The 15,465-nt window shown below is 71.9% G+C and carries 11 protein-coding genes; 9 read left to right on the forward strand and 2 right to left on the reverse strand.

Annotation, left to right across the window (positions count from 1 at the left end):
* The first annotated feature begins 94 nt into the window (after positions 1-94).
* Together aspS and ACFYL4_RS24355 are read left to right on the forward strand one after the other, a co-directional pair.
* A complete protein-coding gene (aspS, locus tag ACFYL4_RS24350) occupies positions 95-1,861 on the forward strand; it encodes an aspartate--tRNA ligase (protein ID WP_387521381.1) in 1,767 nt (588 codons plus the stop codon).
* A 308-nt stretch (positions 1,862-2,169) separates the two neighbouring features.
* Positions 2,170-3,837 carry an ATP-binding cassette domain-containing protein gene (locus ACFYL4_RS24355; RefSeq protein ID WP_387521383.1) on the forward strand — a complete coding sequence of 556 codons (1,668 nt, stop codon included), beginning with the start codon at positions 2,170-2,172 and terminating at the stop codon, positions 3,835-3,837.
* Positions 3,838-3,897: 60 nt separating this feature from the next.
* Here the strand turns inward: ACFYL4_RS24355 and ACFYL4_RS24360 are convergent, their stop codons facing one another.
* A complete protein-coding gene (locus ACFYL4_RS24360; RefSeq protein ID WP_357766174.1) occupies positions 3,898-4,038 on the reverse strand; it encodes a hypothetical protein in 141 nt (46 codons plus the stop codon).
* Between the two features lie 579 nt (positions 4,039-4,617).
* Between ACFYL4_RS24360 and ACFYL4_RS24365 the strand changes: the two genes are divergently transcribed.
* Positions 4,618-6,666: a SpoIIE family protein phosphatase gene (locus tag ACFYL4_RS24365; RefSeq protein WP_357766177.1), complete on the forward strand. Its 2,049-nt coding sequence runs from the start codon at positions 4,618-4,620 to the stop codon at positions 6,664-6,666.
* A gap of 97 nt (positions 6,667-6,763) precedes the next feature.
* On the forward strand, positions 6,764-8,101 hold the full coding sequence (locus tag ACFYL4_RS24370) for a replication-associated recombination protein A (RefSeq protein ID WP_357766179.1): 1,338 nt from the start codon (positions 6,764-6,766) through the stop codon (positions 8,099-8,101).
* Between the two features lie 31 nt (positions 8,102-8,132).
* On the opposite strand, the gene ACFYL4_RS24375 is transcribed toward ACFYL4_RS24370, so the two are convergent.
* On the reverse strand, positions 8,133-9,704 hold the full coding sequence (locus ACFYL4_RS24375) for a serine/threonine-protein kinase (protein ID WP_357766181.1): 1,572 nt from the start codon (positions 9,702-9,704) through the stop codon (positions 8,133-8,135).
* Between the two features lie 410 nt (positions 9,705-10,114).
* Here ACFYL4_RS24375 and ACFYL4_RS24380 point away from each other — a divergent pair, with 410 nt between their 5' ends.
* The 5 genes from ACFYL4_RS24380 (at position 10,115) to alaS (ending at position 15,227) form a co-directional block, all read left to right on the forward strand.
* A complete protein-coding gene (locus ACFYL4_RS24380; protein WP_357766184.1) occupies positions 10,115-10,507 on the forward strand; it encodes a DUF948 domain-containing protein in 393 nt (130 codons plus the stop codon).
* The gene (locus ACFYL4_RS24385) at positions 10,504-10,782 is read left to right on the forward strand and encodes a DUF6167 family protein (RefSeq protein WP_387521386.1); all 279 of its coding nucleotides are present in this window, start codon (positions 10,504-10,506) and stop codon (positions 10,780-10,782) included. Before ACFYL4_RS24380 ends, ACFYL4_RS24385 begins: the two co-directional genes overlap by 4 nt.
* 147 nt (positions 10,783-10,929) lie before the next feature.
* Complete coding sequence (locus tag ACFYL4_RS24390; RefSeq protein WP_357766189.1) at positions 10,930-11,487, forward strand: hypothetical protein; 558 nt, start codon at positions 10,930-10,932, stop codon at positions 11,485-11,487.
* 123 nt (positions 11,488-11,610) lie between these two features.
* Positions 11,611-12,243 (forward strand): hypothetical protein, encoded by a 633-nt coding sequence (locus ACFYL4_RS24395; RefSeq protein ID WP_387521389.1) that lies wholly within the window; start codon positions 11,611-11,613, stop codon positions 12,241-12,243.
* Between the two features lie 317 nt (positions 12,244-12,560).
* Positions 12,561-15,227: an alanine--tRNA ligase gene (gene alaS, locus ACFYL4_RS24400; RefSeq protein WP_387521391.1), complete on the forward strand. Its 2,667-nt coding sequence runs from the start codon at positions 12,561-12,563 to the stop codon at positions 15,225-15,227.
* The last annotated feature ends 238 nt before the right edge of the window (positions 15,228-15,465 follow it).

Here is a 15,465-nt window from a genome sequence, read left to right on the forward strand (position 1 = left end):
GTTGTTCAAGGGGCGACGCCCCGCCCCCGCCGGACCCGGTCCCGGGCCTCCCGGCATCCTCGCTCAGCCGCGTAGTTAGTGGACTTGGTAACTCATGCATCGTTACAGGACTCATTCGTGTGGTCAGCTCCGTAAGGAGCACGTCGGGCAGCAGGTGCGCCTCTCTGGCTGGGTGCACAACCGCCGGGATCTCGGTGGCCTGCTCTTCGTCGACCTGCGCGACCACTACGGTGTCACGCAGCTCATGGCCCGCCCCGAGTCCCCGGTGTTCGAGGTGCTCAGCCGCATCTCCAAGGAGTCGGTCATCCAGGTCACGGGCACGGTGGCCGCCCGCAGCGCGGAGAACGTCAACCCGAACCTGCCCACCGGCGAGATCGAGATCGAGGCGTCGGAGGTGGAGGTCCTCGGCACCACCGAGGAGCTGCCGCTGACGGTCTTCCCCGAGGACAACACCTCCGAGGAGCGCCGTCTCACCTACCGCTTCCTGGACCTGCGCCGCGAGCGCATGCACCGCAACGTCATGCTGCGGTCCCAGGTGGTGGCCTTCATCCGCCAGACGATGACGGACCTGGGCTTCAACGAGTTCCAGACCCCCATCCTCACCAGCTCCAGCCCCGAGGGCGCCCGCGACTTCCTGGTGCCCTCCCGCCTGCACCCGGGTGAGTTCTTCGCCCTCCCGCAGGCCCCCCAGCAGTTCAAGCAGTTGCTGATGATCGCCGGGTTCGACCGCTACTTCCAGATCGCGCCGTGCTTCCGCGACGAGGACAGCCGCGCCGACCGCTCGCCCGGCGAGTTCTACCAGCTCGACGTCGAGATGAGCTTCGTCGAGCAGGAGGACGTCTTCGAGGTCATCGAGAAGGTCATGACCGACGTCTTCCGCGAGTTCTCCACGGACTGGGAGATCACCTCGCCCTTCCCGCGCGTGGCCTACCGCGACGCCCTGGAGTGGTACGGCACCGACAAGCCCGACCTGCGCGTGCCCATGAAGATGCTCGACGTCACCGAGCTCTTCGACAAGACCGACTTCCGCGCCTTCGCGGGCAAGAGGGTCCGGGCGCTGGCCGTCCCCCAGGTGGGCGACAAGCCGCGCAAGTTCTTCGACGGGATCGGCGACTACGCCGTCGAGCAGGGCGCCAAGGGCCTGGCCTGGCTCAAGGTCGGGGAGAACGGCGAGCTGACCGGCCCCATCGCCAAGTTCGTCACCGAGATCTCCGACGAACTGCTCCGGACCCTGGACGCCGGCCCCGGGTACGGCCTGTTCTTCTGCGCCAGCGAGGACGAGGCGGAGATCAACCGGATCATGGCCCCGGTCCGGGTCGAGGTCGGCCGCCGCGCCGACCTGGCCGAGGAGAAGGTCTACCGGTTCTGCTGGATCGTGGACTTCCCGATGTTCGAGCGCTCCGACGACGGCCACATCGAGTTCAGCCACAACCCCTTCTCCATGCCCCAGGGCGGGATGGAGGCGCTGGAGAACCAGGACCCGCTGGACATCCTCGCCTGGCAGTACGACATCGTCTGCAACGGTGTGGAGCTGTCCTCCGGCGCCATCCGGAACCACTCGCCCGAGATCATGTACAAGGCCTTCGCGATCGCCGGTTACGACAAGGACGCGGTCGAGGCCGAGTTCGGCGGCATGCTCAAGGCCCTGAAGTTCGGCGCCCCGCCCCACGGCGGCATCGCCCCGGGCGTCGACCGGATCGTCATGCTCCTCGCGGACGAGCCCAACATCCGTGAGACCATCGCGTTCCCGTTGAACCAGAACGCCCAGGACCTCATGATGGGCGCCCCCGCGGTCGTCTCCGAGCAGCAGCTGCGTGACGTTCACATCCGCACGGTGCTCCCGGAGGAGAAGAAGAAGTAGCGGTCGGCCGGTCCCGGACACGGGGACGGACGGACCGAACACGAGGCGTCGGTGACCGGGGTGACCCGGTGGCCGACGCCTCGTCGTTATGGGCTGGACCGGGCCCGCCCTCCACGGTTAGCCTCGACGCATGTGTCACCTCTACTTCCTGTAGGACGAGCCGGGGCGCCCGCCAGCCCTCCAGTGGCCGCGGGTGCCGGACGTGTGCCCTGACCCCTTCCGGGTCATCCCGTCTGCTCGCCGAGCTCCCCGCACCCCGCCGTCGAACGCGCGCGTTCCGGCCGGGCGGAGCCCGGTTCGGAGGAACCGTGAACGCCACCCATCCATCGCCCCTGCCCGTGACCGGGGCTCCCGCCGGAGAGCGGGCCCAGCTCACCGCTGAGGGCATTCACCTCGCCCGGGGCGGCCGCGCCGTCCTGTCCGGCGTCGACCTGACCGTCACACCGCGCTCCCGGTGGGGGGTGGTCGGTGAGAACGGCCGGGGCAAGTCGACCCTGCTGCACGTACTGACCGGCGCGCTCGACGCCGACAGCGGTACCGTGCGGCGGATCGGCACGTTCGGCGCGGCCGACCAGGAGATGGCCTCGGCTGACGGCCGCACCGTCGGTGACGTGGTCGACGCCGAACTGGCCGACTCCCGCGCCGCCCTGGCCGGGTTGGACGCCGGCGCCGCCGGAATGGCGTCCGGGGACCCCCGGGCCGCCGAGCGCTACGCCGCCGCGCTGGAGGCGGCCGAGGCCCTGGACGCCTGGGACGCCGACCGCCGTGTCGACCTCGCGCTGGAGCGCCTCGGCGCGGTCACCGACCGCTCGCGGCCCTTGGCGGAGCTGTCCGTGGGGCAGCGCTACCGGGTCAGGCTCGCCTGCCTGCTCGGCGCCGCCCGCGACTTCCTGCTTCTGGACGAGCCCACCAACCACCTGGACGCCGCCGGGCTCGACTTCCTCACCGAGCGCCTGCGGGCCCACCCGGGCGGAGTGGTGCTGGTCAGCCACGACCGCGCGTTGTTGTCGGACGTGGCCACGAGCGTGCTGGACCTCGACCCGAGCCGGGACGGGGCGCCCCGCGTGTACGGGGGAGGCCTGGCCGGGTACCTGGAGGGGCGGCGGGCCGAGCGGGAACGCTGGGAGCAGGAGTACGAACGCCAGCGCGCCGAGCACGTCCGGCTCGCCCAGGACCTGTCCGCGGCCCGGAACCGGCTGGTCGGCGGTTGGCGCCCGGACAAGGGCACCGGCAAGCACCAGCGGGCGACACGGGCGCCCGCCCTGGTCCGCTCGGTCCACCGTCGCCGCGAGGACCTGGAGGCGCACGCGCTCACCATGCCGCCGCCTCCGACCGTCCTCCGCCTGCCGGAGCTGCCCGTACGCCCGGGGCTGACCCTGGTCCGGGCCGAGGGCGCCCGTGTGAAGGGGCGGTTGGACCGGCCGGTCACCCTCTCCCTGGAGTCGGGGACCAGGCTGGTGGTCACCGGCCCCAACGGCGCGGGCAAGTCGACCCTGCTGTCGGTGCTGGCCGGTCGGACCGCGCCGACCGACGGCCTCGTACGGACCGCGTCGACCGCCCGGGTGCGGCTCCTGGAACAGGAGTCCGCGCCTTCGGCGAGGGGACGGGCCCACGAGGTGTTCGCCGAACACGTGGGCCGTCTCGTCGGCTGGGGCGTGCTCGGGGAGGGCGAGACCGTCTCCCTGAGCGCTCTGGGGCTGCTCTCGACCGCCGACGCGGGCAGGCCCGTGCGCGAGCTGTCGACGGGGCAGCGGCGCAGACTCGATCTGGCGTTGGCCCTGGCGTCACGGCCCCATGTGCTGTTGCTCGACGAGCCGACCAATCACCTGTCGATCCCGTTGGTGGACGAGCTCACCGAGGGGCTGGGCGCGACCGGGGCCGCGGTGGTGCTGGCCACCCACGACCGTCGGTTGCGGCGTGACACGGCCGGTTGGGACCGGCTCGACCTCGGCGGGGGCGGGCCGGAGGGGCGGTGAGCGAGCGGGCGTGAGGGGGCGGGCGCGGCCGACCGCACCCGCCCCGTCCGGCCTGGGTCCTCAGGGCTTGGACGCGCCGCAGCGCTGGCAGCAGATGTCCTCGTCCTCGGGGTTGCTGTGGGTGCACAGTCGACAGGTCCAGTCGCAGATGGCGTCGTGGAGGGCCGTTCCCGTGAGGGCGCGGACGCGTTCTCGGTGCATGGTGAGTCCTCGGGGTGGGGTGACGAGTTCTCGACTGACCTGTTCGGTGCCCGTAAAGCCCCCGCTTTGAACGTGCCACATCCGGCCACAAAGTGAAATCAGGTGATGATCAGGTCAAAAACCCCGCCCGTCCTTCGGAAGACGACGACACACGGATGCGGTCGCGCCCGTCATCCCCTACCGTTGGGGGCGAATCACCCTCCCACGCCGAGGATCGCACGTGTCCGGGAGAGAACACGTAGCGTCGAAGGGGCCCGTCCCCTTCGGGGGGCGGCTGGGAGCGGAGTGCATTCGTGCGCCACCGAGTCACACGAGCGTAACGATTCACGCCCCGGGGTCGGTAGGGTTCGGCCCCCCGGAGTGGAACCGGCCGTGACCCCGCCACGTTGATGGACCATGAGGGTCCGCGTCCGACGAGGCGGCGCAGCCGACGGGAGACGGGTGCCGGTGAACCCGCCCCGGTTCCCGCCCGGGCCGGTCCCGTTTCCGGACACTACAATGAGCCGTATCGGTACGTTCCAGGGGTGACCGCGCCTGACGCGGGTGTGACGTCCGAGCCGACATGAGGATGAGTCATACGTGAACGGAAAACGCGCTTCAGGCGGTGGCTCCGAGGACGCTCTCGCGGAGGCGTTCCGGCATGCGCCCGAGCCCATGGCGGTCACCGGGACCGACGGCGCGATCCAGCACGCCAACCGCGCGCTGACCGAACTCTTCGGCCGCGAGGAGGCCGAGCTCACCGGGAGCGCCTGGTTCGAACTCCTGGACGCCGCTGACGTCGACCACGGGGCCAGTGCCCACGAGGACGCGCTCTCCGGCAGCTGGCACCGCCGTTCACGGCTGCGACTGGCCGTGAACGACAAGGCCTCCCGCCTGGCCGAGATCAGACTCCGCCCCGTCGACGACGCCCCCGTCCCCGAGGACCCCTCCGCGCCCGCGGTGGTGGTGCTCCTGCACGTGCTCTCCACCGAGGAGACCGACCTGCGGGTGGTCGGCGACCTGCGCACCGACAACTCCGACTCCGTCCTGTGGAGCCTCGACCTCAGCAACGGGCGCCTGCGCGAACTCTTCGGTCCCACCCCGCTGGGAGGGCTCCTGGCCGGGAACGACCGCGACCTGGAGCGCATCCTCGAACGCGTCCACCCCGACGACAACGCGCGCGTGCGCGACGCGATGGCCTCCTCCTTCGCCGGGCGGGACTACGAACAGCGCTTCCGCATCTTCGATCGCCTCGGCGACGAACGGTCCCTGCACGTGCGGGCCCGCTTCGTACCCGGCCAGCCCGACCGGCTCGTCGGGATCATCGACGACGTCACCGAGCACGTCCAGCTGGTGCGCCGTCTGGCCGACCGCCGCCGCACCGAGGCCGAACACGGTCGCCTGGTCACCGAACTCTCCTCCAAGCTCGTCTCCGCCACCACCGTCGACAAGGTGATGGACCTGCTCAGCGAGGAGTTCCTGCCGATCTTCGGCGGTGTCTACGCCCTGGCGCTGTACGTCGAGGACGGGCTGCTGCGCACCTCGCCCAGCGCCCGCAAGCGCGGACACAACCACCGCATAGACGGCCGCCGCGCCGACGACACCGACTTCCCCATGGGCGCCGTCATCCAGGACCGCCAGCCCCGGTTCTTCGAGAGCCGGGCCGAGATCGCCAGCCGTTTCCCGGCCGCCATCGACCTCATGCGCTCGGCCCAGGGGCAGGCCTGGGCCACCGTGCCGATCTTCGGCGACGGCAAGATCGCCCTCGGCGCCTGGCAGATGGTGTGGGACCGCCCCCACCACGCCAGCCGCGACGAGCGCGCCCTCATGCTCACCTTCGCCGGACTGGCCGGACAGGCGCTCCAGCGGATCAAGGCGCAGCAGGCGGAGCTGGAGCTCGCCGACGCCGTGCAGCGCCGGATGCTCCCCCGCCAGGTGGCCAGTTTCCCCGACATGGACATCGCCACCAAGTACCTGCCCTCGCGCGCGGAGTGGCGGATCTGCGGCGACTTCTACGACGTCATCGAGCTTCCCGACAACAAGGTGGGACTCCTGGTCGGCGACGTCCAGGGCCACGGCGTGGAGGCGGCCGCGGCCATGGGCCAGATCCGTGTGGCCTTCCGCGCCTACGCCAGCAACCAGTCCGACCCCGGCGTCGTCCTGGGCGAGACCAACCGCCTGCTCACCGAGACCGGCGAGATCGTCTTCGCCACCTGCGGCTACCTCGTGGTGGACCGGGGGAGCGGGGTCATGCAGGCGGCGTGGGCGGGCCAGCCCCCGGCCGTGCTCGCCACCCGCGGCGCCTACGAGCTCTGGTCTCCCGAGACCGGTCCGCCCCTGGGCGTGCTCGCCGACACCGAGTACACGGTCACCACCCGGGTCCTGGCGCCCGGCACGACCCTGCTGCTGTGCTCCGACGGGCTCGTGGAGAGCTCCGAGGTCACCATGCAGGACGGCCTGTCCCAGGTGGGGGAGGCGCTCGCCGAGCACGGGGAGGACCCCAACGCCGCCGCCCAGGTCCTGGCGGAGATGGCTCCGGCGGGCCGTGGTGACGACATCGCCCTGCTCATCACCCGCATGACCCCGCGCGCCTCCGCCCCGCCGGAACAGGCCGAGAGCCCCGAGAACCTCTCCGTCCAGCAGGGCTGAGCCGCTCCGTTCGCAGGGGCCGGACCCGAGGTCGCCCCCCCCGGGCGCCACCGCGAGCATCGGCCGCGCCCGTCCGCGGGTCGCCTACTCTGGGACCGTGTCCGAAACACTGTTCGACGATGCCGGGGCCGAGGCGGCCAAGGGACAGGAGCCGCTGGCCGTACGTATGCGGCCGCGCACCCTCGACGAGGTCGTGGGACAGCGCCACCTCCTGGGCGAGGGCAGTCCGCTGCGCCGCCTGGTCGAGGACGACGCGCCCATGTCCGTGTTCCTTTGGGGCCCGCCGGGGACCGGCAAGACCACCCTGGCGACCGTGGTCAGCCGGGTCACGCGGCGCAGGTTCGTGGAGCTCTCGGCGGTCAACGCCGGAGTGCGGGACGTGCGCGCGGTCGTGGACGAGGCCAAGCGCCGCATGGGCATGAACGGCACCCGCACCCTGCTGTTCGTGGACGAGGTGCACCGCTTCAACAAGACCCAGCAGGACGCGCTGCTGCCCGCCGTGGAGAACCGGTGGGTGAGCTTCATCGGAGCCACCACCGAGAACCCCTTCTTCTCCGTCGTCAGTCCGCTGCTCTCCCGGTCCCTGCTGCTCTCCCTGGAGTCCCTGGACGACTCCGACGTGCGGGCCCTGGTCGACCGGGCCCTGGCCGAGGAGCGCGGCCTGGACGGCAGGTACACCCTCAGCGAGGAGGGGGCCGAGCACCTGGTCCGGTTGGCCGGGGGAGACGGTCGGCGCTCCCTCACCTACCTGGAGGCGGGCGCCCTCGTCGCGGGGCCGCCCTCCGCCGAGGGCCCGGTGGAGATCACCGCCGAGCACGTCGAAAGGGCCGTCGACCGGCACGCCGTGCGCTACGACCGCTCCGGCGACCAGCACTACGACGTGATCAGCGCCTTCATCAAGAGCATGCGCGGCTCCGACCCCGACGCGGCGCTGCACTACCTGGCGCGCATGGTCGAGGCCGGTGAGGACCCGCGCTTCATCGCCCGCCGCCTGGTCGTGCACGCCAGCGAGGACGTCGGCATGGCCGACCCCACCGCCCTCCAGACCGCCGTGGCCGCGGCCCAGGCGGTGGAGCTCATCGGGCTTCCCGAAGCCCGGATCAACCTCGCCCAGGCGGTCATCCACATCAGCCTCGCCCCCAAGTCCAACGCGGTGATCACCGCCATCGACGAGGCCCTGTCCGACGTCCGCGCCGGCCGTGCCGGACCGGTCCCGTCCCACCTGCGCGACGCCCACTACAAGGGCGCCGCCGACCTCGGACACGGCAAGGGGTACCGCTACGCCCACGACCACCCCGGCGGCGTGGCCCCGCAGCAGCACGCCCCCGAAGGGCTCACCGAACGCGAGTACTACCGGCCCACCCAACACGGGGCGGAGCGGCGGTTCACCGAGGTCCTCCAGCGGATCAGGAGTGTCCTCAAGAGCGGGGGCTGACCGCGGTCCCCGCGGCGCGGCCCGGCCCCGCTCAGTCGGAGAACAGCTCCACGACCTCCACCGCCTCCCGGGGCCCCTCGCCCTCGTGGTCCTCGGCGAAGGTCAGCTCCACGATCATCACCGGCCCCCAGGCCAGGTGGTCGATCAGGTCACGACCGGTCTGGTCCCAGGTGCCGCGCGCCTCCTCGTCCAGGAAGACGTGTTCGGGGGCGGCGCAGAACCGCGCGCACCTGACCTCGGCGTCGGGCCGGATCACCACCTCGCCGGGCTCGCCGGCCTCCCGCCACTGCTCCGCCCACGCCTCGTGGCTCGGGATGCCCTGGCCGCGCGGGATCTCGTCGTCGCGCGTCACCGGCGTGTACACCCAGGTCCGCTCCTCCTGGCCGGGCTCGGGCTCCGCCTGGTCGGCGGGATCGATGCGGACCAGCAGGGTACCCGGCTCCTCGTCGGGGACCGGCTCGTCCTCGGGCGCCTCCGAGGTCCCGTCGGCGACGGGGTCCGCCTCCGCGCCGTCGCCGACCACCTGCGCGACCCCCCACACGCCTCCGCCCACCAGGAGCGCCGCCACCGACAGCGCGCCCGTCAGCACCAGTGCGCGCGCGGGACGGCGGCGGCCCATCCGCCCTTCCAACCGGATCACCTCGGGCACACGAGCGGGCGGCTCCACGGCGTGCCACTCGCGTTCGAGCAGGCGCCCCACCGCCTCGCGGCCCCCGGCCGAGCCCGTCTCCCCTCCCGTGCCGTCGCCGCCCTCCGTCTGCCATACCGCGATCACCGCTCCGGTCACCTCGCGCAGACCGGGCCGCCGGTCCGGGTCGGGGTCCAGCGCACGCCCCACGACGGGGCGCAGCCCCTTCGGCAGGCCGTCCAGGGCGAACTCCCCGGAGGCCACCCGCTCGGCGATCTCCTCGGGCTCCCCCGGGCCGAACGGCAGACGTCCGGTTCCGGCGAACGCCACCACGGCGCCCCAGGCGAACACGTCCGCGGCGGGTGACGGTGCCCCGCCCGAGTACCGTTCGGGGCTCAGCCAGGTGGCCCCCGAACCGCGCAGGCGCTCCGCCCTGGGCGCGAGCGCGCACTCCATGATGTGCGGTCCGTGTGACTCCAGCAGGACCTCGCTGGGACGCAGGGAACCGTGGGCCACCCCCCGGGCGTGCAGCGCCGACAGGCCCTCCGCCAGCGCGGTCGACAGGGCGATCAGCTTGCCCGTCCCGATACCGCCGCGCCTGGTCACGTAGTGGGACAGCCGCTGACCGGCGAGATAGGGCATGGACATCCACGGGGGGTTGGCGTCCGCGTCGAAGGCCAGGGGGGTGACCACCCGCGCGGAGTCGACCTGCGACAGGTTGCGCAGCCTCCGGGCGAGCGCCGGGTAGGCGTCGGGGGAGTCGAGGTCGGGCGAACCGAGGAGCTTGACGGCGACCAGGCGGTCCCCGGCCGTGGCGGAGGTGGCGTCCACGGCGGCGTAGACCGTGCCGGTGGAACCCTGCCCCAGCCGTCCGAGGACGAGGTAGGGACCGATCCGCGCCGGGTCGTCCGGGTAGAGGGGTGCCAGGTCCGGGGGTACCAGTACGGAGATCTCGCGTGGAGAACGGGGGCTCATGGGTGTCCTGTCGGTGCTTCTGGGCCAGCGAGCGGCTGCGGGGCGTGCCCTGGTTCCGGACATCGTAGTCAAGAACCGTCCCGGCGAGGATTCTCGCCGAAGCCCGCCGTCGCGTCGATCCCGCCTCGGAACCGGCCCTCTCGAACCGGGACGAGTCGGGCGTGCGGCCGTTCTCGTCGCGAGCCACACCGTGGCGCGCCCACACGCCCCGGTACCGGACGCGATAGGGTCAGCCGAAACCAGCCGCCCGGCCCGCCGAGGCCACGGCGGCGGGGCGCGGAACGGGTGCCCCGACCCGGCGCGATCGCTGGCCCCCGGACCCGTCCTCGGTGTCCGGTGCGCGCCCGAGCGCGCGCGGGGACCGTTCACACACCCTCGAAGCAACCCTCTATCTGCCCTACGGAGCCTTCATGCTGACCGGAGGAGAGGTCGCCGCGCTGGTCGCAGCGGTGGTCTGGGCGGTGCTGGCCACGTTCCTGTGCGTGGCGCTCGTCAAACTGATCAAGCTCATCAACGCGACCACCAAGGTCGTCTCCGACCTCGGGGAGCGGACCCCGCCCCTGCTGGACGACGTGGCCTCCACGGTGGAGCGCACGAACACCTCGCTGGAGCGGGTCGAGGAGATCACCGCCAACGTGCAGGCCTCCTCGGAGGACGTGTCCACGATGACCGCGCTCACCCGTTCGGTGTTCACCGGCCCCCTGGTGCGGGTCGCCTCGTTCACCTACGCCGTCCGCCGGGTCCTGGGCCGCCGTAAGGCCCTGGCCGTCGTACGGGGACGCAAGAGGAGGGAGAACCGGTGATCGGCCGCCTGTTCTACCTGGTCGCGGGGGCCGCGATCGGCGGCTACGCCGTCCACCGGGCCCACCGGGCGCGCCGGGCCATGACACCCGGGGGCATCGCCGACCGGGTGGAGGACCGGGTGGTCGAGTACCGGGGCGCCCTCCAGGAGCTCAACGAGGATCTCGCGGAGGCCGTGCGCGAGGAGGAGGCGCAGCTGCTGCGGCGCTACGCTCCCTCGCCGCGCCTGGAGCGGTCCGAGGATCCTCCCCGCCGGGGTCTGCCCGGGCGGGAGTAGCCACCAGCCGTCACGGGAACAACCTGGGACAACGAGGGAACCGGGCGGGGGCGCGATCCGTCGGATCGTTATGTCGCGTTCGCGAACCGCAGCCCTGTGACGTGCGTCTGTAGGGTTGTCGCACCAGTGCAAGACGGAGGAAGCGCCATGTACCCGCCACAACCGCCCCAGGGCCCGTACCCCGGTGGTCACGACCCCTACAACCAGGGCCAGCCGGGCTACCCCGGCGTCCCGCAGGGTCCGGCCAAGATGCCCGGTACCGCCATCACGGTGCGCGTGCTGATGTTCATCGGCGGTGTGTTCGGCCTGCTCTTCGGCGGTCTCGTCCTCCTGATGGCCCTCCTCGCCGGCGGTGACAACGAGTTCAGCCAGGGCTTCGCCGAGGGCGTCGGGGAGTCGGGCGTCTACATGGACCCGGCCGACGTCGTCGCCTTCATGGCGATCATGGGTGGCATCATGTTGGTGTACGGCATCGCCTCCACCGTCCTGGCCTCGGTCATGGGGCGGCGCGGCGGCGGTGTCCTGTGGTCGATCGTCGTCTTCCAGGCCCTGGCCGCGCTCGTGCTGCTCGTCAACCTGTTCACCGGAGCGATCGCATCGGTCATCCCGCTGTTCTTCGCGATCGGCATGATCGTGCTGATGGTGGTCCCGGTCACCCGCGCCTACTACAAGCCCGCGCCGACCGGCCACCACCCCGGTTACTGAGCCGCACAGCTTACTGAGCCGCACAGCGCGGTCACCCGCCCCTGCCCCGGCGGGACTCCCCTCCAGGGTCTGTCTCTGTCGAGATCTTCCCGCTGTCCACACGATTCCTCAGAGAGGACCAAGGTGTATTCCACGCCTCCCTCAGGCCCCCAGCAGCCCTACGGCCAGGGGCAGCCGCCCCAGCCCCAGCAGGGCGGCTACGGCTATCCCCAGCAGCCCGTGCCCCACGGTCACGGCCCCGCCCAGCCCTACGGCGCCCCCGGCGGCCCCGTGCCGCCCCCGCACTTCAACGGTGCCCCCGGCGCCCCCGCGACCCTTCCGGGCCCGGGCGTCACCGTGCGCGTGCTCATGTTCATCGGCGGCCCCGTGGGCATCCTCCTCGGCCTGATCCTGGCCGTGGTGGTCATGCTCGGCGTGGGGGTGGGCGTGGCGGCCAACAGCGCCAGCGAGACGGGCGGCGCCGACATCATGGGGATGGTGGGTGCCCTGGGCGCCCTCGGCTTCCTCTTCGCGCTGATCCCGCTCACCTACGGCATCATCTCCACGGTGCTCGCCGCGAAGATGGGTCAGCAGAAGAAGGGCGTCTACTGGGGCGTCGTCGCCTTCAACATCGTCGCCTCGCTGTTCCTGGTGCTCGGCGTCATCTCCGCGCTGGCCATGGAGACCGCCCCGTCCAACGTGGTTCCGCTGGCGTTCCACGCCACCATGACCGGGTTGATGTTCGCCCCGTCCGTGCGCCGGTTCTACGGCGTCTAGGCGCGCGCGTCGCCGCCGGTCGCACCGGCGGCGGAGCCGGAACGACCGGTGAGGGGCCCGGCGGGAGACCGCCGGGCCCCTCGGCGTTCCCGTCCCCGTTCGGGGATGCGCCGGTGGCCAGCGGCGATAGCCTGGGAACGGCCGGGCCGACGCCGTCGTCATCGATGGCGCGGGTCCTCGGCGGCCACCGCAGACCATGCGCGCAGACGTGGCGGTCCCCTCTACGATGGGCCCCTACCGACCACGCGTGACCACGGTCCCACCCAGGGACAACCCCGCCGCCACGCAGCGGCGGAGCCAAGCACAGGAGGGCATCAATGGAGACGGCAGAGATCGCGCGCCGCTTCCTCAGTTTCTTCGAGAAGAACGGACACACCGTGGTGCCCTCGGCAAGCCTGATCGCCGAGGACCCCACGCTGCTGCTGGTGCCCGCAGGCATGGTCCCCTTCAAGCCCTACTTCCTGGGTCAGCGCACACCGTCCTACAGCACGGCCACCAGCGTCCAGAAGTGCATCCGCACCAAGGACATCGAGGAGGTCGGCAAGACCTCCCGGCACGCCACGTTCTTCCAGATGCTGGGCAACTTCTCCTTCGGGGACTACTTCAAGGAGCGGGCGATCCCGCTGGCGTGGGAGCTCGTCACCACCCCGGTGGCCGAGGGCGGCTTCGGGATCGACCCCGAGAAGCTGTGGGTGACCGTCTACCTGGACGACGACGAGGCCGCGACCATCTGGCGCGACGTGGTCGGGGTCCGGCCCGAGCGCATCCAGCGCATGGGCAAGGAGGAGAACTACTGGGACATGGGCGTGCCGGGTCCCTGCGGCCCCTGCTCCGAGATCTTCTACGACCGCGGCCCCGAGTACGGGGTCGAGGGCGGCCCCGAGGCGGACGAGAACCGCTACATCGAGATCTGGAACCTCGTCTTCATGCAGTACGAGCGGGGTGAGGGCTCCGGCAAGGAGTACCCGATCCTCGGTGAACTGCCCAAGAAGAACATCGACACCGGCCTGGGCCTGGAGCGCCTGGCGGCGGTCCTCCAGGGCGTCGACAACATCTACGAGACCGACATCATCGGCCGCGTGCTGCACCGTGCCGCGGAGCTGACCGGTACCTCCTACGGCGACGACCACGACCAGGACGTCATGCTCCGCGTCGTCGCCGACCACGTGCGCAGCGCCGTCATGCTCGTCGGCGACGGGGTCAAGCCCGGCAACGAGAAGGCCGGGTACGTCCTGCGCCGTATCCTGCGCCGCTCGATCCGCAACCTGCGCCTGCTCTCGGGCACCGACTCCTTCTTCCTGCACGAGCTGACCGGGGTCAGTATCGACGCGATGAAGGACATCTACCCGGACCTGCTCGACAAGGCCGACGTCATCCACGGTGTCATCGACAACGAGGAGCGCAACTTCGCGGACACCCTCCGCGCGGGCACCACCCTGTTCGGCCGCGCCGCCGAGCGCACCCGCGCCGAGGGCGGCACCGTGTTCTCGGGTGTGGACGCCTTCCAGCTCCACGACACCTACGGCTTCCCCATCGACCTCACCCTGGAGATGGCGGCCGAACAGGGCCTCAGCGTCGACGAGGGTGCCTTCCGGGAGCTCATGCAGCGCCAGAAGGACACCGCCAAGGCCGACGCCAAGGCGAAGAAGCTCGGCAACGCCGACATCTCGCTCTACGCGCGTATGCACGAGAACGCCGGGAACACCGAGTTCCTCGGCTACACCGAGTCCGAGAGCGACGCCAGCGTCAAGGGCATCGTGGTGGACGGCGAGGGAGTCCCGGCGGCGCGGGCGGGCGACAAGGTCGAGATCGTCCTGGACCGCACCCCGTTCTACGGGGAGAGCGGCGGCCAGCTCGCCGACACCGGCACCCTCACCGTCGACGGGCGCGGCGTGGTGGACGTCGAGGACGTCCAGAAGCCGCTCCCCGGCCTGTTCGTGCACCGGGGCACCGTGCGTTCCGGTGAGGTCGTCCTGGACGACTCCGTGCACGCGCGGATCGACACCGGCCGTCGTCACGCCATCGAGCGCTCCCACTCGGCCACCCACCTGATCCACTCGGCGCTGCGCAACGCGATCGGCCCCTCCGCCGGTCAGGCCGGTTCGGAGAACCGCCCCGGCCAGCTGCGGTTCGACTTCACCGCCGACAACGCGCTGGGCGGCGAACGCCTGGCCGAGGTCGAGGAGGAGGTCAACACCGTCCTCGCCGGTGACATCGCGGTCCGAACCGAGGAGAAGAGCCTGGACGAGGCGCTGAAGATGGGTGCCCTGGCCATGTTCGGGGAGAAGTACGGCGACCGCGTGCGGGTCGTGGAGATGAGCGACTACTCGGTCGAGCTCTGCGGCGGCACGCACGTCGGCTCCACCGCTCGGCTCGGCATCGTCAAGCTCCTGGGGGAGTCCTCCATCGGCTCGGGTGTGCGTCGTGTCGAGGCCGCCGTGGGCGTGGACGCGTTCCGGCGCCTGTCCAAGGAGTCGGCCCTGGTCGGCCAGCTCTCGGAGCAGCTCAAGACCCCGCGTGAGGAACTGCCCGAGCGCATCGACACCATGGTCTCGCGGCTGCGCGCCGCCGAGAAGGAGATCGAGAAGCTGCGCGCGGCCCAGGTACTCCAGGCCGCGGGCGCCCTCGCGGCCGGTGCCCGCCGCCACGGCTCGGCGCTGGTCGTCGCGACCGAGGCGCCCGAGGGTGCCAGCGGCGACGACCTGCGCAAGCTGGTCCTGGACGTGCGCGGGCGCCTCGGCGAGGACGAGCCCGTGGTCGTCGCGATGACCGCCGTGCCCAAGGACCGGCCGGTCGTCGTCATCGCCGCGAACAAGGCGGCGCAGAAGGCCGGGATCAAGGCGGGCGAACTCGTGGGCGTCGCGGCCCGTGCCCTCGGCGGCGGTGGCGGCGGCAAGCCCGACATCGCCCAGGGCGGCGGTACCGACGCGACCAGGGTGGACGAGGCCCTGCGCGCCGTGGAGGCGCGTGTCGCGGGCGCCTAGGCACCCGCGACGGCCGTACGACCGCGCTCCGTGCCCCCGGTGGACACGGAGCGCGGTCCGCCCGCCCCCCGCACACAGGACCTCGTCGTCCGCCCCCTGCGGCGCACCGTTCCGACGGTGCCTCGCGTGTGACCAAGCCGACGTCGCGCCGCCGACCGGTGCGGGGGCGCGCCGCCGCACCGTGGGCGCGAGGGCCCGACACCGTCCGTCCACACGCCCCGCGCGACCACGGTGACCT

The sequence above is a fragment of the Nocardiopsis sp. NPDC006938 genome, assembly GCF_042869555.1.
Classification (GTDB): domain Bacteria; phylum Actinomycetota; class Actinomycetes; order Streptosporangiales; family Streptosporangiaceae; genus Nocardiopsis.